This window comes from Desulforapulum autotrophicum HRM2 (assembly GCF_000020365.1).
GTDB classification, from domain to species: Bacteria; Desulfobacterota; Desulfobacteria; order Desulfobacterales; family Desulfobacteraceae; genus Desulforapulum; species Desulforapulum autotrophicum.
In genome coordinates this window covers 4,047,834-4,064,521 of record NC_012108.1, presented here as the reverse complement: position 1 = coordinate 4,064,521, position 16,688 = coordinate 4,047,834, and the positions used below count along the sequence as shown (strand labels likewise).

At 51.4% G+C, this 16,688-nt stretch carries 17 protein-coding genes; 4 read left to right on the top strand and 13 right to left on the bottom strand.

The genetic code is table 11. The features are described from left to right. The first annotated feature begins 5 nt into the window (after nucleotides 1-5). Genes rpsD through rplQ form a run of 3 tightly spaced genes read left to right on the top strand, consistent with a single transcriptional unit; the run spans nucleotide 6 to nucleotide 2,070 of the window. A complete protein-coding gene (rpsD, locus tag HRM2_RS17785; protein WP_015905416.1) occupies nucleotides 6-632 on the top strand; it encodes a 30S ribosomal protein S4 in 627 nt (208 codons plus the stop codon). A 44-nt stretch (nucleotides 633-676) separates the two neighbouring features. Continuing rightward, nucleotides 677-1,699: a DNA-directed RNA polymerase subunit alpha gene (locus tag HRM2_RS17780; protein WP_015905415.1), complete on the top strand. Its 1,023-nt coding sequence runs from the start codon at nucleotides 677-679 to the stop codon at nucleotides 1,697-1,699. An 8-nt stretch (nucleotides 1,700-1,707) separates the two neighbouring features. Further along, the gene (rplQ, locus tag HRM2_RS17775; RefSeq protein ID WP_015905414.1) at nucleotides 1,708-2,070 is read left to right on the top strand and encodes a 50S ribosomal protein L17; all 363 of its coding nucleotides are present in this window, start codon (nucleotides 1,708-1,710) and stop codon (nucleotides 2,068-2,070) included. A 56-nt stretch (nucleotides 2,071-2,126) separates the two neighbouring features. On the opposite strand, the gene HRM2_RS17770 is transcribed toward rplQ, so the two are convergent. From HRM2_RS17770 to HRM2_RS17730, 10 genes are all read right to left on the bottom strand, one after another. Beyond that, nucleotides 2,127-3,155, bottom strand: coding sequence for a sensor domain-containing diguanylate cyclase (locus tag HRM2_RS17770; protein ID WP_015905413.1), 1,029 nt, complete (start codon nucleotides 3,153-3,155; stop codon nucleotides 2,127-2,129). Between the two features lie 20 nt (nucleotides 3,156-3,175). Continuing rightward, nucleotides 3,176-4,150 (bottom strand): GTP 3',8-cyclase MoaA, encoded by a 975-nt coding sequence (gene moaA / locus HRM2_RS17765; RefSeq protein ID WP_015905412.1) that lies wholly within the window; start codon nucleotides 4,148-4,150, stop codon nucleotides 3,176-3,178. Beyond that, nucleotides 4,147-5,688, bottom strand: coding sequence for a uroporphyrinogen-III C-methyltransferase (cobA, locus tag HRM2_RS17760; protein ID WP_015905411.1), 1,542 nt, complete (start codon nucleotides 5,686-5,688; stop codon nucleotides 4,147-4,149). The genes moaA and cobA overlap by 4 nt, the downstream gene beginning before the upstream one ends. Further along, the gene (hemC, locus tag HRM2_RS17755; protein WP_041273358.1) at nucleotides 5,688-6,611 is read right to left on the bottom strand and encodes a hydroxymethylbilane synthase; all 924 of its coding nucleotides are present in this window, start codon (nucleotides 6,609-6,611) and stop codon (nucleotides 5,688-5,690) included. The genes cobA and hemC overlap by 1 nt, the downstream gene beginning before the upstream one ends. A 5-nt stretch (nucleotides 6,612-6,616) precedes the next feature. Continuing rightward, on the bottom strand, nucleotides 6,617-6,856 hold the full coding sequence (locus tag HRM2_RS26165) for an FmdB family zinc ribbon protein (RefSeq protein ID WP_083776612.1): 240 nt from the start codon (nucleotides 6,854-6,856) through the stop codon (nucleotides 6,617-6,619). Nucleotides 6,857-6,964: 108 nt separating this feature from the next. Further along, a complete protein-coding gene (locus tag HRM2_RS17750; RefSeq protein WP_015905408.1) occupies nucleotides 6,965-7,915 on the bottom strand; it encodes a hypothetical protein in 951 nt (316 codons plus the stop codon). Continuing rightward, complete coding sequence (locus HRM2_RS17745; RefSeq protein WP_015905407.1) at nucleotides 7,908-8,477, bottom strand: D-sedoheptulose-7-phosphate isomerase; 570 nt, start codon at nucleotides 8,475-8,477, stop codon at nucleotides 7,908-7,910. The genes HRM2_RS17750 and HRM2_RS17745 overlap by 8 nt, the downstream gene beginning before the upstream one ends. Before the next feature lie 24 nt (nucleotides 8,478-8,501). Beyond that, nucleotides 8,502-9,788, bottom strand: coding sequence for a tetratricopeptide repeat protein (locus tag HRM2_RS25470; RefSeq protein ID WP_015905406.1), 1,287 nt, complete (start codon nucleotides 9,786-9,788; stop codon nucleotides 8,502-8,504). After that, nucleotides 9,785-11,197: an L-seryl-tRNA(Sec) selenium transferase gene (gene selA, locus HRM2_RS17735; protein WP_015905405.1), complete on the bottom strand. Its 1,413-nt coding sequence runs from the start codon at nucleotides 11,195-11,197 to the stop codon at nucleotides 9,785-9,787. The genes HRM2_RS25470 and selA overlap by 4 nt, the downstream gene beginning before the upstream one ends. Next, complete coding sequence (locus tag HRM2_RS17730; RefSeq protein ID WP_015905404.1) at nucleotides 11,194-12,570, bottom strand: HDOD domain-containing protein; 1,377 nt, start codon at nucleotides 12,568-12,570, stop codon at nucleotides 11,194-11,196. The genes selA and HRM2_RS17730 overlap by 4 nt, the downstream gene beginning before the upstream one ends. 99 nt (nucleotides 12,571-12,669) lie before the next feature. Here HRM2_RS17730 and pyrF point away from each other — a divergent pair, with 99 nt between their 5' ends. After that, on the top strand, nucleotides 12,670-13,404 hold the full coding sequence (gene pyrF, locus HRM2_RS17725) for an orotidine-5'-phosphate decarboxylase (RefSeq protein ID WP_015905403.1): 735 nt from the start codon (nucleotides 12,670-12,672) through the stop codon (nucleotides 13,402-13,404). On the opposite strand, the gene HRM2_RS17720 is transcribed toward pyrF, so the two are convergent. The 3 genes from HRM2_RS17720 to HRM2_RS17710 are packed head-to-tail and all read right to left on the bottom strand — an operon-like array spanning nucleotide 13,395 to nucleotide 16,677. After that, entirely contained in the window at nucleotides 13,395-14,621 is a 1,227-nt protein-coding gene (locus HRM2_RS17720) for an aspartate kinase (RefSeq protein WP_015905402.1), read from the bottom strand. The genes pyrF and HRM2_RS17720 overlap by 10 nt on opposite strands. Before the next feature lie 29 nt (nucleotides 14,622-14,650). Continuing rightward, the gene (tsaE, locus tag HRM2_RS17715; protein ID WP_015905401.1) at nucleotides 14,651-15,115 is read right to left on the bottom strand and encodes a tRNA (adenosine(37)-N6)-threonylcarbamoyltransferase complex ATPase subunit type 1 TsaE; all 465 of its coding nucleotides are present in this window, start codon (nucleotides 15,113-15,115) and stop codon (nucleotides 14,651-14,653) included. Beyond that, the gene (locus tag HRM2_RS17710; protein WP_015905400.1) at nucleotides 15,106-16,677 is read right to left on the bottom strand and encodes an NAD(P)H-hydrate dehydratase; all 1,572 of its coding nucleotides are present in this window, start codon (nucleotides 16,675-16,677) and stop codon (nucleotides 15,106-15,108) included. The genes tsaE and HRM2_RS17710 overlap by 10 nt, the downstream gene beginning before the upstream one ends. Between the last annotated feature and the right edge of the window lie 11 nt (nucleotides 16,678-16,688).

Genomic DNA, 16,688 nt, shown 5'->3' with positions numbered 1-16,688 from the left:
AGACGTTGTCACGTTATAGAGGATCTGTCTGCCGTCAATGCAGACGCGAAAATATGAAACTGTTTTTAAAGGGCGATCGCTGCTTTTCAGACAAATGCAGTTTTGACAGAAGGAGCTATCCCCCGGGGCAGCATGGCCAGAGGCGGATGAAGCATTCAGATTATGGAATTCAGCTCCGTGAAAAGCAGAAGGTGAGACGAATCTATGGAATTGGAGAAAAACAGTTCCGCATCATCTTCAAAAAAGCCGATTCCCTCAAGGGTATTACCGGTGAGACCCTTTTAAGTTTGCTTGAACGTCGCCTGGACAATGTTGTTTTCCGGCTTGGTTTTACAAGTTCCAGAACCCAGGGTCGTCATTTTGTCAGGCATAACCATTTTACCGTTAATGGTAAAAAGGTGAATATTCCCTCATATATCATCAAAGCCGGGGACGTGGTTGAGCTCAAGGAAAAGAGCAAAAAAGTTCAGGCCATTACGGATTCGCTGGACACGGTCGTCCGTCGAGGCGTTCCCCAGTGGCTCGAGCTTGACAAAGATGGTTTTAAAGGTGTGGTGAAGGGGATGCCAGCCAGGGAGGATATCACTCTGCCCATACAGGAACAGCTGATCGTAGAGCTTTACTCCAAATAGCGGTGGATGAAGTTTGTCCGTAAGATTATACCAGGAGATAAACAATGTCATCAGATGAACTTGTATACATGAACTGGCGTGAGATTATCATGCCTGAAAAGGTTGCGGTTACCACAACCTCCACATACGGAAAATTTGTATGTGAGCCCCTGGAAAAGGGGTATGGAATCACAATCGGCAACTCGCTTAGGAGAATTATTCTCTCTTCATTGTACGGAGCCGCCATTGTATCTGTTAAATTCAGTGAAGCCCTCCACGAGTACAGCGTGGTTTCAGATGTCAGGGAAGATGTCTCTGAGATTATCATGAACCTCAAAGAGGTCAAACTTAAGCTTGACGATCCGGGTGACAAGATTCTGACGATCAATGTCAAGGGGGAGAAGTTCGTTACGGCCGCAGATATTATCAGTGGTGACGGCCGTGTCGAGATCCTTAATCCAGAGCAGCATATTGCAACGGTTTCCAAGGGTGGTGAACTGATGATGACCATGCTTGTTAAAACCGGAAAAGGGTATGCCCTGGCCGCTTCCAACAAGGATCCCGAGGCCCCTGTGGGAACGATTCCCATTGACAGTGTTTTTTCTCCCATTAAGCGGGTGAAGTATGTTGTGGGTGCGTCCAGGATTGGTCAAAAAACCGATTACGACAAGCTTACTATGGAAATATGGACCGATGGCAGTGTCACTCCTGAAGATTCTGTTGCATATGCGGCCAAAATTCTGAAAGAGCAGATGAATCCCTTTATAAATTTTGATGAGGATATAGAACCTGAGCTGGTTGAAAAAGAGCATGAGGGGGCAGCTAAAAATTTCAACGAAAACCTGTACAGAAGTGTTGACGAATTGGAACTGTCTGTACGAAGCTCCAACTGCCTTAAAAATGCTCAGATTCTCAAGATCTATCAGCTTGTTCAGAAAACAGACAATGAAATGCTCAAAACCAAAAACTTCGGAAGAAAATCCTTAAACGAGATCAAAGAGGTTCTTACTTCCATGGACTTAAGCTTGGGCATGGATCTGGAAGGATTTGAACCTCCAGAAGAGGATCAAATTAAGGAAGGAGAGTAAAATTCCCCATGAGACATAGAAAATCAGGCGCGAAACTGAACCGTACGTCAAGCCACAGAAAGGCCATGTTTAGAAACATGGTCACTTCTTTATTTAAACACAGTAGCATTAAAACAACCGAGGCCAAAGCCAAAGAGCTCAGGAAACTGGCAGACAAGATGGTTACCCTTGCCAAAAGGGGTGATCTTCATGCACGGCGCCAGGCCTTTTCCATTATCAGGGAAAAGGATGTGGTCCATCAGCTGTTTAACGATGCTCCCTCAAAATTTGCATCACGTCAGGGCGGTTACACGAGAATCACCAAGCTCGGACTGAGATCCGGGGATGCTGCCCCCATGACGACCATCGAACTGATCTGTGATGAAGTCTAATTCCCAGGGCTGATTATTCGTCACGAACGACAAACAAGAGACCCTTTCAGGTTAAATCAGCCTGACAGGGTCTTTTTGTTTTTTTTGGTCACATAGAGCTGCTGGTCGGCATGCCTTAGTAGGTCGGCAGAACGGTTGATCCCCAGATCTGAAATAGAGGCCACACCCCAGGAAAAATTAATTTGGAAACACGATTGATTGACTTTTACCGGTTGCTGTGCCAGGAGCGCATTCAGCCTTGCAAGGTAGCTGTCGGTCTCCTGTCGGGTAGTGGATGGCAGGATCACCACAAATTCGTCTCCGGCAAATCTTGCCACTATATCATTTGCTCTTTTTGCAGCACCAAGGCTTTGGGCAAAACAGACCAGAGCCCGGTCTCCCTGGTCGTGGCCAAAGGTGTCATTGATACGTTTGAAATGGTCAAGGTCAAGGAAAACAACCGATAAGGGGGTGCAATATCGCTTTGCACGCTCGAATTCACGCTCCAGGATGGTTTCCATTACCCGTCGGTTTAACAGGCCTGTAAGGGGGTCGTGGAAGGCCAGGTGCCTGAGTTTTTCATGGGCGGCAACATTGGAAAGGCAAAGGGATATTTTCAGTGATAGACGGGCCAGAAGGTCTGTATCTATCCCCGGCATGAAGCGGTCGCAGACTTGGTCTGCCTGGTTTAAGCTGCCTATTAATTCCCCGTCTATAAAGAGGGGGGCAATGGCAATGGAGCCGATGTCATAGTGTGCCTCGGGAGGAACCAGGGGGGAAAAACGATCCAGGTTCTGATTGGCAAGGAGAGGCTGCCGGTACGAGCCGATCAGCCTCAGGAACGTGCTGTGTGTGATGAAGCTGGTGCTTGACTTCAAGACGGCGGAATCTTCCATTGCCAGGATCTGATCGGCAATGGCGCTTTCCTGGATAATGGATATCCAAACATGGGGAATCTGGAAGGTTTGACCGACCTTAGTAAGAAGCTGTTCGAAAAAATCCTGGAAGTTGAGGATGGTAAGAACACTTATCTCTATGTGATGAAATTTTTTTGCGACCTGTTCGTTTGCTGCAAGCCTTGCAAGAATCGCATCTGGAATTTTCATAAACCTTTCCTGCCGGAAGGTCAGCCGCCAATGGAAAACATCTGGCTGTCGATCCGGGTGAAATTGTCGGTTCCCAGGTTGTGTGACCCCGGTTTGTTCCGGATGCCCTTTTTGATGATTGACGAAAGTTCATCGTCTGTTGCACCGGCTCTCAGGGGTGTCAGGATATCATATTCAAGGTTGTTGAGGAGGCAGGGTCTGATGGCGCCCGATGAAGTGAGTCTCAGGCGGTTGCATTCATGGCAGAAATGGGAACTTACAGGTGAGATAAATCCGATTTCACCCTTGGCACCAGGTATTTTGAAACGCCGTGCAGGGCCGTCATTCAAGTCTCTTTCAACGGGTTGAAGCGGGCCAAAGGTGTGCTCAATCGTGTTCCTGATTTCAGGGATCAACACCTGCTGTCCCAGGTCCATGGCAGCATTCCCCATGGGCATGTACTCGATGAATCGTATATGAAAGGGATACTCAAGGGTCAGGCCTGCCAGGGCATCAATCTCATCATCGTTTGTTCCCTTCATGATGACGGTGTTGAGCTTGATTGGAGAAAATCCCTGGGCCGTAACCTCCATGATGCCCTTCCACACCTGATTAAAGAGGTCTTTGCCTGTGATCTGCTGGAACCGCTCGGGTTTGAGGGTATCCAGGCTGATGTTGATGCGGTTGAGTCCAGCGGCCTTCAGGGCATGGGCATTTTTCTGAAGAAGTACCCCGTTGGTGGTGATGGAGAGATCTTGGATCTCCTCAAGTTTTGCAACTGTTTCGATGAAATCGACGATACCCCTTCGAACAAGGGGCTCTCCTCCGGTGATTCTAACCTTGGTAATGCCAAGTCGGCACGATATCTGGATGATTCTCAGTATCTCTTCGTACCTTGCAATATCCCTATGGGTGAGCAGCGGTAATTGATCTTTTGGCACACAGTAGCAGCAGGCCAGGTTACACCGGTCTGTGACTGAGATACGAAGATAGTTCACCTTGGAATGAAAGCTCATTGGGTGCACCTTTGGTTTTTAACATGGGCAACAATGGCATCCACAAGCCCTGGAATCGTAAACTCGGTTGCGACGATGTCAGGCCTGATTCCCAGGGAGGCTGCCGTTTCGGCAGTAATGGGGCCAATGCAGGCGGCAATGACCTCCGGTCCCATTTCAAGGACTTTTTTGTCCATTACAAGACGCTTGAAGTTTTCGACCGTTGATGAGCTTGTAAAGGTGACTATATCCACCTTTGACTCGGCAACGAGCCTTGCAAGTTCAGCCTCATCCAAATGTTCTGCGATGGTTTCATAGGCCGTTACTTCCGTTACCCGGGCACCTAATTTATCGAGTTCTTCAGGAAGGATGGTTCGTGCCTGTTTTGCCCTTGGCAGAAGCACCCGTTTCCCCTGAATTTCGACATTTGAAAATGCCTCCACAACCGATTCGGCCATGTAGGTTTTGGGAAGGATATCTGAAACAATTCCGTGGACAAAAAGTTCTGCCTTGGTTGCAGGACCGATGCAGGCAAATTTAAGCCCTCCCAGGGCACGCACATCCATCTGCTCGCCATACAGGGTTTTAAAGAACAGTTTTACCCCGTTGACAGAGGTGAATACCACCCAGTCAAAATCGGACAGGTTTTTGACGGCATTGACCAGGGGAGCCGGATCTCTGGGAGGCACCACCTGAATGGTGGGGATCTCTATGCACCTGGCCCCAAGGGCGGACAGGCTTCCCACAAGCTCACTTGCCTGTACCCTTGCCCGGGTAACGACAATGGTTTTGCCAAGCAACGGTCGGGATTCAAACCAGTTCATTTTTTCCCTGAGGGTTACCACGCTGCCCACAACAATGATGGCAGGCGATTTCAATCCAGCTTTTTCAACATCGGCGACAATGGTATCAAGGGTGCCTGTCACGGTCTGCTGAAGGGCTGTTGTTCCCCAGCGGACAAGGGCCACAGGGGTATTGCCGCTCTTGCCGGCCTTGATGAGGTTACCCGTGATGCTGGAGAGGTTCTTGACCCCCATGAGAAAGACCAGGGTGGCATTGCTTCGGGCAAGGCAGTCCCATTGTATGCTGCTCTCCTGCTTCAGGGGGTCCTCATGGCCGGTAATGATCGATACCGACGAGGCGTGTTCCCTGTGGGTCAGGGGGATGCCGGCATAGGCCGGAGCTGCAATGGCAGACGTGACGCCCGGGATGATCTCAAATTCAACCCCTGCATCAATGAGAACCTCTGCCTCTTCACCACCCCGGCCAAAGATGAAGGGATCCCCCCCCTTGAGTCTTGCAACAATTTTTCCCTTTTTGCCCAGGTCTGCAAGCAGATCGCTGATTTTGTCCTGGGTCAGGGTGTGGTCTCCTCCCTTTTTGCCCACGTATATGATCTCAGCGTCGGGTCTTGCGTAGGATAAAAGGGCTGGGGCTGCCAGGTAGTCGTAGACGACCACATCTGCCCGCTGGATGGTTTCCATGCCCTTGATGGTCAGGAGACCAGGATCTCCGGGACCTGCACCGATCAGATATACTTTGCCTTTGTTTGTTTCCATCAGCTGTTTAAATTCTCCAGAATTTTATCGGCACCCTTTGAAAGGAGCGTCTCGGCAAGGGCAATGCCCGCCTTTTGAGGGTCTTCAGGTGTGCCTGCGACCGTCTCTTTGAGTATGGTCCTGCCGTCTTCAGAAGCAACCAGCCCCGTGAGGATCACCCGGTGATCTTCAAGCCTTCCAAAACAGGCAACGGGAATGTGGCAGCTTCCATCAAGGCGTCTTAAAAAGGCGCGTTCACCTGAGACAACGGTGTGGGTTTCCCCATGGTTGAGAAAGGCGAGCACTGGGGCGATGTCCAGGTCTTCCTGCCGTGACTCGATGCACAGGGCTCCCTGGCCCACGGCGGGGATCATGATGGTCTCGTCAAAGTACTGGGTGATGACTGTTTTCATTCCAAGGCGGATCAGTCCTGCTGCGGCAAGCAGGGTGGCGTCGAACTCGCCTGCGGCAAGTTTTTTAAGCCTTGTATCAAGATTACCCCGTATGGAGGCGGTCTCAATATCGGGCCTGGCATGTTTGATCTGGGATGCCCGCCTGAGGCTGCTGGTTCCGATCCTTGCCCCTTTAGGGAGGTCTGCCAGGGAGAGATTGTTGTTGGAGATCAGCACGTCAAAGGGGTTTTCCCTCGCAGGCACGGCACCAATGACAAGACCCGGCGGCAGTTCACCCGGCATGTCTTTCATGCTGTGGACCGCCATGTCGATCGTTGACTCAAGAAGCGCCTTTTCAATCTCCTTGACAAACAGTCCCTTGCCTCCGACCATGGACAGGGGGCGGTCAACGATCATGTCCCCGGTTGTTTTGATGGTCATGATTTCGACTTCAGTCTCGGGAAACTGATCCTCAATCCTGTCCTTAACATGGTTAGCCTGCCACAGGGCAAGTTTGCTTCCACGGGTTCCAATTTTGATTGTTTTTTTCATGGGTCCTATCCGCTGGTGCATGAGGAGCAGTTGGTTGCAGTACATCCACTGCATGCTGATGAGGAGGAAACAGACACGGAAGAATCATCTGACGAGCCGGTGGAGCGTGTGACAAAACCGCATTTGGATATGAGCCGTGACAGATCAGGGCTCTTGCACGACGGGCAAACGGGCTTGTCGCTGCCAAGGACCAGGGTCTCAAAGCAGTGATTGCAATTGTTGCACTTGTATTCGTATATGGGCATTTTTTTCACCTCTGTTGTTTTTAAAATAGAAAACTATACAGGTTTTTACCTGGTTTTGCAAGGGGAGTTCGCCGGGTCCGGGACGTCTTAATTTCATCGATTTCAGATTCATGTCCCCAGATTTTCAATCACCCCTGCGGCAATCAAGGGGATCAGGAGTTCATGGTGGCCGACGATGCTGTAGCCTTTACCTCCCTTGAGTGTGGGCCGATTCACCACATTGGTCATGGGGCGGTAATGGCGGATGAAATCAAGGTTCACCGTGGTGAAATTTTGCGGCCTGTATCCGAGGTTTCTGGCAACGGTCAGGGCCTTGAGGAACACTTCCGGCAGAATCACAGCAGATCCGGCATTGATAAAGACCCCTTTTTCAAGGGTGGCTACCATTGCGGCAAAGATTCTAAAATCAAGGTGGGAGGCAGCCCCGCAGGCAGCAGGATCAAAATCCGGGTGCATGTGAATGATGTCGGTCCCCATTGCCACATGGACGGTGACCGGGATGCCAAGCCGTGCACACGTGGCTGTAAGGCTTTTATCCTTGAATGGCATTCGTTCGTTGTTGATGAAATCCCCAACAGCCTGTCCAAGGCCCTTACCCTGGTCGGCCGCCTCCTTGATGGCCCGACTCAGAAGAATCGATGTCTCTGCTGCCATGCCAAACCCCCCGTCTCCAATGGAGGCAGCAACATCCTCCGAGGTTTTGCCGGTGAGCGCCACCTCCAGGTCGTGGATAATTCCGGCACCGTTCATGGAGAGCATGGACATGAGCCCGCGTTCCATGAGGTCGATGAGGATGGGGTTAAGACCCACTTTGATCACATGGGCGCCCATGGCAAGACAGATCGGCGCATTGTTGATCTTTGCCTGTGAAATTGCCTGGATGACTTCAATAAGGTCGTTTCCGGCAAGGATTGCTGGAAGGGTTGAAAGGAACTGGGAAAAGCTGCCTCCGGCAATCCAGGGTTTTGAAAAATCCCGGGCGTTTACTTTACTCTTTCGGTCTTTTACGCTGTAGGTGGTTATTTTTGTTAGGTCGATGGGCGCTATGGGGCTATCCATTGAAAAGCCTCCTTTCCGTCAGGTCGCAGATAATATGGGCAAGGGTAATATGGGTTTCCTGGATCCTTGCCGTTGCGGTTGCGTCAACGGCAAAGGCGAAATCAGCCAGTTCTTTGAGCTGCCCCCCAGGGCCTGACAGGCCCATGACCGTTACACCCATGGACTTTGCCGCCTTGACGGCCTTGATGACGTTGGGTGAGTTGCCGCTTGTGGTTATGGCCATGGCCACATCCCCGGGTCGCCCCAGGGCCTGGAGCTGCTTGAGGAAGATATCTTCAAACGAGTAGTCATTGCCGATGCTGGTTATGACGGAGGTGTCACAGGTCAGGGCGATGGCTGCAAGGGGCGGTCGTTCCATCTGGAACCGGTTGATAAATTCTGCAGCAATGTGCTGGGCATCGGCCGCAGAGCCCCCGTTGCCGAAAACAAGGAGCTTGTTGCCTCTTTCAAGGGCATCGGAAAGGGCAATGATTGCCTGTTCGATGAGTTCTGTGTGGGTTGAGATAAACCGTTTTTTTACAAGCAGGCTCTCTTCAAGTGTGTCAAGTATGTGTTTTTTCATTGTCCTTTCCAGAATTGTCCGTGATCAGGCGGATCGTTTGTCCTGTTTATCAAGGGGCCGGGAGGTGTCGGTCTTGAACTCTTCCTCTGTTGGGTCAAACACGGCCTTAGCCAGATCCTTCCTGCCTGTTTTAAGATAGAGATTCCCAAGGCGTGAACGATAAAGGGGGGTGGCAGGATCGATCAGTATGCTCTCCCTTGCAAGTGTGATGGCGATTTTGAGGTTCGTTTTTTTAAGATAAAAGGCGTGGGCAAGGCCAGATAGGGAGACGGCATCCTTGGGGTTTAACTTGACGGCCTGTTTGAATTCAGCAATGGCCCTGTCAACTTTCTGTGTCCCAAGAAAGTACTCTCCAAGGCGGCGGTAGGGAAGGCCTGCAGTGGGATTGATTTGTTTGGCTTGGGACAGGTGTACAAGGGCTTCATCGCGCCTTCCCGTCTTCAGGAGCAGGCTTCCTGCCGTCAGTTCTACCTCAAAGATGGAATTGTCCAGCCGGCTGGCTTCTTCCAGGTAAGCGACTGCCTCTTTGGTCAGCCCAAGGATGTTGCAGGCAAGCCCCATGTTGTATACAATCATGACCTCGTTGGGATCTTTTTCAAGGGCTGATGCAAATATTTTTTTTGCCAGCCCGGGATTATTGTTCATGCCGTGGCAGACCCCGAGACTGTTCAGGAGGTTGGTGTTATCCGGGTTGACGTCAAGCCCTTTTTTGTACTCCTCTGCTGCCTTGTCCATGAACCCTAGTTCGTATAGTCTGTCTCCGCTGATGTTGAGGGATATATCACCAAAGCAGACCTTGTTGCCGGGCCCCAGGAAGGCTGCGTGGTCCACGGCTTTTACGGCATTGTGAAAGGTCTCTTTCCTTGAGAAATCCATGAACGGGTAAACAGCAATTCCGGCAATGGGGTCAATGCCGGCCTCTGACGCCAGTGCTGTTTTGATGGTGTCAAAAAGTCGCTCAAGGTCGGCCGTGTTCCACAGCACAATGACCATAAAATGGTCGTCAATCCTTTCCCACAGCCCCTGGGCTGGTTTAACGGCTGCATCAAGAAGGGGTGTGATGCAACAGCTATCCGTGCAAGGGGCTTGATTGACCACAACGCAGACGAATCCGTGTTCTGGAATTTCGGCCTTTTCAAGCCTGTCTGTAAATCCTTGCATCCAAGATTTCCGGAATATAATTCTGTCTGACAGATACTCGTTTGGCTGAAAATCCGCCTTTTTTTCGGGTTCTGAATCAAACTTTAGAAAATTGATCTCCTTGGACAGGTAGGCCGTTTCAGTCTTCATGGAGGGTGTTTTTTTTATCATTTACAGCTCTCTGTCAGGATAACGCAAAGGGTATTAATGATGGTTTGCGCATCACCTGGTTGCAGGGTTCTCGGATCAATGATGAATCTGTCATTGTCAATTCTGCCGATGATGGCGGGTGTGGCCATGCGCATTCGCTTTTGCAGTTGGTCTGCCGACAGGGTAAGGGGGGTTACTGCAATGCACCGGCTTGGAAGGGCAAGTTCAGGAAAGGCACCCCCTCCTGTTCTTGAGGAAAGGTCTGCAAACGCCACAATTGCAGTTTCGTTCAGGCGTTCTTTCAGCTGTTCCAGAATGGGCGTTGCAAGTTCTTTGGTTTTATCAAAGCTCAGGGCAAGCATTCTCAGTGTGGGGATTTTTTCAACGGCCAGGGCTTCATCCCTGTAAAGCGCCAGGGTTGACTCAAGGGCTGCCAGGGTGAGTTTATCAATGCGAAGTGCCCTTGTCAGGGGGTTGGACCGGATCTGTTCAATGGCCGATCGGGTTCCGAGGATGATGCCTGCCTGGGGGCCGCCCAGGAGCTTGTCTCCGCTAAAGGTGACAATGTCCACACCTGCGGCCACGGCATCGGGAACCGTTGGTTCCCTGGTAAGCCCATATTTTGAAAAGTCGATCAAGGAGCCTGATCCAAGGTCTTCCATGACCTTGATTCCCTTCGTTTTCCCCAGGGCAACAAGCTCGGAAATGGAGACGCTTTTGGTAAATCCCTCTATCCTGTAATTGCTCGTGTGGACCTTAAGCAGCAGTCCTGTATTGTCTGTGATTGCCGTTTCATAGTCCTTCATATGGGTTCTGTTGGTGGTTCCGACCTCACGTAAAATGCCGCCGCTTTTGGCCATGACATCGGGGATTCTAAACGATCCGCCAATTTCGACCAGTTCTCCCCTTGAGACAATGACCTCCTTTGCGTTGGCAAGGGTGTCAAGGCAGAGAAGCACAGCACCTGCATTGTTGTTTACGGCCATGGCAGCCTCGGCCCCGGTCAGTTCGCACAGAAGCGCTTCCACAACCGAATAGCGGATGCCCCGCTTGCCTGTGGTAATGTTGAATTCAAGGTTTGAATAACCCGATGCAATGGTTGTTATATTCTTAAGGGCCGCATCACACAGAAGTGCCCTGCCAAGGTTGGTGTGGAGGACGACGCCGGTTGCATTGATGGTGGAGACAAGCTTGGGTTTCAGGGTTCGGGTTGCGATAGCAATGGCCGTGGCAAGGCAATCCTGGGGTGCAAGGGACGGATTATCACCCTTGAGGGTGCTGTTTCTCAGGCTCTCCAGTGTCGCACGTATGGCTGATTTGAGAACTTTTTGCGGGATTTTATGGGTTGCGTGGACGGTTCCTGCAAGTTCCAGAAGGGCGTCAACCCCTGGTAGTTGCCGAAGAAGATCCTGTTTGCTGGCATATGTCATGTTAGGGTCCTTGTTTTGAATGATAGCTGACCCTTTTTGTCAAAGGAAGCCGGGAAAATTGAATCGATGATGCCTGGAAGGTCTGAAAGGGTTAGTCCCAGGTGGTCAATGGTGGGTAAAAGGCTGGTTGGTTCCATTCTCTCAAGCTCAAGTCCTACGTTGAACCTTGACATCAGCAGGTCGGATAGATGGACAATCCCGACAAGATTCCTGTGGTCTGTTGCCTGTTCCGGCGTGTGGTGGAAGCTGATGGCCTCAATCAGGGCTGGAGAGAAGTTCCATTGTCTGGCCAAAAGGGCACCGGTTATGCAGTGGGTGGTCCCAAGGATCTTTTGTTCAAGAATAACGGCGCTTGTACCGTCGTGGTGGATTCCCCTGAAAAAGAGCGGATACACCGCTGCTATCTGCTGGTCGAGTACCACTTTGCCGATATCGTGGAGCAGGCCTGCCGTGTAAGCGGTATTTGGGGGTTCCCGCCCCGTTAGTTCAGCTATTTTTTCCGCCACCATTGCACAGCCCACGGCGTGGAAGAAAAGGCCTCCCCGGCAAAGGGAGTAGCCCGAGTCTCCGACCTGGTTGAAATAATCCTTGAGAACCGCCGTTATGATCATTTTGAGGAGCAGGGACTCACCGAGCAGAAGTACGGCATCCTGGATGCTTTCTATCTTAATCCTGCCGAAAAACATGGCCGAGTTTGTGATCTTGAGAACCCGTGCGCCCAGTACCTGGTCCTTACCCAGTTCCCGGGTGATCTCCTTCATGTTATGATGATCGTCCTGGATCATCCTGAGAATTTTGAGTGCCGTCTGGGGAATGGGTTTTAAATTTTTTATGGTTTTGGTGATATCCTGCTCCGAGAGAGGGGGCAGGCTGACGGTATGTTCATTGACTGGGGTCTCCAGGGCTACGGGTTTAATGGCAAATTGCCCTGTTGCCATGTTAAGCTCAAGGGTGCAGGTGAAGAAACCTCCGGTCTCGGATTTAACGATTTTAATTCCAGACCGGTTAAGGATGTCAATGGCGATATCCGTGGATCTTCCACCGATATCAAGGTGGATGTCAAGCTCACTCAGGGGGGCCACAAGGGCACCGCCTGCAATGGTGGCAGTGAGATTGCAGGGGTCAACACCCAGGGCAAAGAGTTCCTCTAAAAGAAGGGGAAGGCCGGTTGAAGCGTATTTTTCCGGATATTCCGGTGGCATGGTTGAAGGCGGTTCCGGAAGGAGGATATGGATCAGTCCCCCGATTTTTGTAACCTTGTCGTAAAGGGCAACGCCCACACAGGTACCAAGGAATGCCTGGAGCAGTATCTGTCCTTTTTTTTCTACCCGGAAGCTTCCCGCTGGAATATGTTCTCTTCTCAACCACACCATGTGAACCCCTCCCCTGCGCATATGACAATTTTATTGACCACATAAACAATATTTACTAACATTATTAAAGGCAAATTTTCAAGTCTAAAGGAGCTTTGAATGAAAAAAGGAAACAGTCGCATCATCTTTCCCCTTGATGTGGATTCGGCAGCCGAGGCTGAAGATTTAGTGAGAATGCTGGATCAAAAGGTGGGCATGTTTAAGATCGGCCTTGAGCTTTTTATCGACCAGGGGCCCGCCATGGTCAGGAGGGTAAGGGCATTGAGCGATGCCGGAATTTTTCTTGACCTGAAGCTTCATGATATATCTGCAACCGTCAAAAAAGCCATGGAAAGTGCGGTAAAGACAGGGGCGGACCTTGTTACTGTCCATGCCTCATCCTCACAAAAAATGCTTGAGATGGCCGTTCAGGGCGGTCAGGGAAAGACCCGGGTGCTGGGCGTTACCCTGCTGACGGACAATGATGCTTCAGTGGTAGAGGCCTGTGGGTTCAGGCAGGAGTATGTCACCCGGACAGAGCAGCTGGTCCTCAAACGGGCCGGATTTGCCCATGGTGCAGGATGTGCCGGGGTGGTCTGCTCCGGTCTTGAGGCGGCAGCAGTAAAGAAGGTTTTTGGCAGGGATTTTCTCATTGTTACACCGGGTATACGGCCTGCCTGGGGATCGGTTGAAAATGATGACCAGGAACGAATCACGACCCCTGCCATGGCCATCGGGCAGGGGGCGGATTTCATTGTGGTGGGAAGGCCCATCCGAACAGCGGTTGATCCCTGTGCCGCAGCGGATGCCATAGCAGGGGAGGTTGAAGCGGCCCTTGCAGACCGTTATGACTGAGTTGGATTGTCAAGGCCGAATGCCGTGTGAAGGACTCGTACGGCAAGCTCTGCATATTTTGCCTTGATCACGCAGGAGATGCGTATCTCAGAGGTGGCAATCAGTCGGATGTTGATATTTTCCGCGGCAAGGGCTGAAAACATGGTGGCGGCAACGCCTGAATGGCTTTTCATTCCAAGGCCGATCACCGACACCTTGGCAATATCCTCTGCCGTGAGGACCTCCTTTGCGCCAATTTTGTTGCCCACTTGTTCAGAGATTTCCTTTGCCCGCTTAAAATCAACCGTGGGCACGGTAAAGGTTACGTCGGTCTCACCGCCCGACCGGGTGTTCTGGATGATCATGTCCACCATGATCTCAGCCTCGGCAAGGGGGGAGAAAATTTTGGCCGAAATTCCCGGCTGGTCTGGTACTTTTTTAAGGGTGATTCTTGTTTCGTTCATGTCACAGGTGATGCCTGAGACAACAACGCTTTCCATGTCACTGCTTTCATTGACAACCATGGTTCCCTCCTCTTCGCTGAATGATGATCTGACATGGACGGGCACATTATACTTCTTTGCAAATTCAACAGAGCGGATCTGGAGAACCTTGGCGCCAAGCACTGCCATTTCAAGCATCTCTTCATAACTGATTATGTTTATTTTTCTGGCCTTGGCGCAGATTCTTGGGTCGGTTGTGTAGACCCCGTCCACATCCGTGTATATCTCACACACATCGGCCTTCAGGGCCGAGGCAATGGCCACGGCCGAGGTGTCTGATCCTCCCCGGCCAAGGGTGGTGATGTCACCGTTTGTGTCGCTTCCCTGGAATCCTGCAACCACAACGATATGCCCATTGTCCAGAAGGGCCTTGATTCGTTTGGCCTCTATATCAAGAATCCTTGCCCTGCCTGCACTTTTGTCTGTCTTTATTCCGGCCTGGAAGCCAAGCAGGGATTTTGACTTGTAGCCCATGGATTTGAGCATCATGGCAAGCAGGGCAGCCGTTGTCTGCTCGCCAGTGGCCAGCAGTACGTCAAGCTCTCGTTTGTCTGGAATCTCTGACGCCTCTTCAGCCAGGGCGATGAGTTTGTCTGTCATTCCGGACATGGCTGAGAGCACCACTACAAGCTGATCTCCTTTGTCATATGCCCTTGCTACCCGTTGGGCAACGTTTCGTATTCGTTCGATATCGGCAACCGAAGTACCCCCGAATTTTTGCACTTTCAATGCCATAGATGCTCCTGCTTTGAAGGGTTTGATTTTTAAATAAATAGTTTGCTTAGCATCTTTGATGCGTCAAGTCCAGAGGCAAAGAAAGATATTTCCCGGTTGAATGCCTTGTCCGTTGAAATAGTGATGGCAAGGTCAAAATTGATGGTTCCCTGTTCGATGATTTGTGGCCATTCAATGACAGTCACCCGATCCAGAGTTATCATTTCATAAAAACCGATATAGTCCAACTCGTCGCTTGAACCAAGGCGATAGAGATCCATGTGGCACAGATCAAGCCGTCCGGGGTATTCGTTCATGATCGTATAGGTGGGGCTTGTAACGTAAAATGAGGCAGGCACTTCAAGGCCCTTTGCAAGACCCTTTACAAAGGTGGTCTTGCCTGCACCGAGCCCCCCGGTAAGTGAGATGGTGATGCCACGATCCAGTAGTCTGCCTAATTTCTCACCCAGCCCAAGGGTTTGTCTGCCCGAACGGGAGATAATGGTCAGTTCCATGGGCCCTCACCATTAACGGCCGCTGGAATGGTGTGTATCAGATCAGACGCTACAAACCCGGCACCCTTATACTGACGGGCAAGGATGTCTCCGGCAAGGCCATGGAGATAAACACCTGCCACGGCGGCATTCCCAGGGCTAAACCCCTGGGCCAGGAGGGCTGCGATCATACCGGTGAGAACATCGCCCATGCCGGCCGATGCCATGCCGGGATTCCCGGTGGGACACAGGCGGGTTCGACCGTCGGGAAGGGCTATCAGGGTTGATGCTCCCTTGAGAACAACAATAAGCTTAAAGGTTGTGGCAAAATCGGCTGCCGCTTCAAGCCGGTTGGCCTGGATCTGTTTTGTGGTAGTTTTACATAGTCTTGCCATCTCTCCGGGGTGGGGGGTCAGGATAAGCGGTGCCCGGGCCTTTTTAAGAATTCCGGGGTCGTCTGCAATGGCGTTGAGGCCATCGGCATCAACCACCATGGGAAGGGCCAGTTCCTGTATGATTTTTTTGACCAGGCGCTGGGTGGCAGGATCGGTTCCCAAGCCGGGTCCCAGGGCCATGGCGTTTTTTTGCCGTGCAAGACCTGTGAGGACCTCAAAGCAATGGTCGGACAGGTGACCCGGCGTACTCTCTTCCAGGGGAAAGGTCATGGGTTCCGTCACCTTTATTTCCATGACGGGGTTGAGGGTCTCAGCAATCCCCAGGGTGACAAGGCCGGCACCCATGGCCATGGCCGCGTTGGCCGTAAGGGCCGCGGCTCCTGTTTTGCCGGTTGAACCGGCAATTACAAGCAGATGGCCGAAATTACCCTTGTGGGTGTCGTGTTCCCTTTTGGGAAAGAGTTGCGCAACCTCCCGGTGTGCCACAACCTTCAACCCAGGAGCGATGCCATTGCAGATAAACGGGGGGATCCCGATATCGACGATCCTGAGTTTGCCGGTAAGTGCCTTGCCTGGAAAAAGGAAATGGCCTGCCTTGGCAAATGCAAAGGTTGCAGTGGCATGGGCCTGGATTGCTGTGCCGCGGGCCGTGCCGGTGTCGGCGTTAAGACCCGATGGGATGTCAATACTCAAAACCTTACAGGGAAGGGCGTTGACCCTTTCAATGACGGTTTTGAACAATCCCCTGACATCCGAGTTCAGGCCCGTTCCAAGGAGGGCATCAACCATAATGTCGGCCTGGGCCATCTCTGTCCTGATGCTGTCAACGCCTTCCATATCCAGGATCTCGGTTAATGAGCCATGGGAGCTTACCTTGACCAGGGTCTTCAGGAGGGTTAAGTTTGCCAGGGCATCCCCTGTTATTTTTTTTGGAGGGGCAAAAAGAAAGACCTCGGTTTTTACCCCCATCTGGACAAGATATCTTGCCACCACAAAACCGTCGCCCCCGTTGTTGCCAGGGCCTGCAAGCACGCATACTTTTTTTGAACCTAGGTCTGGAAAGAGCTCCTGTAAAAAGGCAAAGGCCCCCCGTCCGGCATTCTCCATGAGAACCCGCCCGGGAATGCCAAAGCCCTCAATGGTTTCTTTGTCCATGGCCTGCATTTGTTTTGCGGTAACAAGGTACATGGTGTCCTCCA

Excerpts from the sequence above, each read along its gene's own strand:
- HRM2_RS17780 (WP_015905415.1), top strand. The coding sequence starts at position 677 with ATGTCATCAGATGAACTTGTATACATGAACTGGCGTGAGATTATCATG.
- rplQ (WP_015905414.1), top strand. The coding sequence starts at position 1,708 with ATGAGACATAGAAAATCAGGCGCGAAACTGAACCGTACGTCAAGCCAC.
- HRM2_RS17770 (WP_015905413.1), bottom strand. The coding sequence starts at position 3,155 with ATGAAAATTCCAGATGCGATTCTTGCAAGGCTTGCAGCAAACGAACAG.
- moaA (WP_015905412.1), bottom strand. The coding sequence starts at position 4,150 with ATGAGCTTTCATTCCAAGGTGAACTATCTTCGTATCTCAGTCACAGAC.
- cobA (WP_015905411.1), bottom strand. The coding sequence starts at position 5,688 with ATGGAAACAAACAAAGGCAAAGTATATCTGATCGGTGCAGGTCCCGGA.
- hemC (WP_041273358.1), bottom strand. The coding sequence starts at position 6,611 with ATGAAAAAAACAATCAAAATTGGAACCCGTGGAAGCAAACTTGCCCTG.
- HRM2_RS26165 (WP_083776612.1), bottom strand. The coding sequence starts at position 6,856 with ATGCCCATATACGAATACAAGTGCAACAATTGCAATCACTGCTTTGAG.
- HRM2_RS17750 (WP_015905408.1), bottom strand. The coding sequence starts at position 7,915 with ATGGATAGCCCCATAGCGCCCATCGACCTAACAAAAATAACCACCTAC.
- HRM2_RS17745 (WP_015905407.1), bottom strand. The coding sequence starts at position 8,477 with ATGAAAAAACACATACTTGACACACTTGAAGAGAGCCTGCTTGTAAAA.
- HRM2_RS25470 (WP_015905406.1), bottom strand. The coding sequence starts at position 9,788 with ATGATAAAAAAAACACCCTCCATGAAGACTGAAACGGCCTACCTGTCC.
- selA (WP_015905405.1), bottom strand. The coding sequence starts at position 11,197 with ATGACATATGCCAGCAAACAGGATCTTCTTCGGCAACTACCAGGGGTT.
- HRM2_RS17730 (WP_015905404.1), bottom strand. The coding sequence starts at position 12,570 with ATGGTGTGGTTGAGAAGAGAACATATTCCAGCGGGAAGCTTCCGGGTA.
- pyrF (WP_015905403.1), top strand. The coding sequence starts at position 12,670 with ATGAAAAAAGGAAACAGTCGCATCATCTTTCCCCTTGATGTGGATTCG.
- HRM2_RS17720 (WP_015905402.1), bottom strand. The coding sequence starts at position 14,621 with ATGGCATTGAAAGTGCAAAAATTCGGGGGTACTTCGGTTGCCGATATC.
- tsaE (WP_015905401.1), bottom strand. The coding sequence starts at position 15,115 with ATGGAACTGACCATTATCTCCCGTTCGGGCAGACAAACCCTTGGGCTG.
- HRM2_RS17710 (WP_015905400.1), bottom strand. The coding sequence starts at position 16,677 with ATGTACCTTGTTACCGCAAAACAAATGCAGGCCATGGACAAAGAAACC.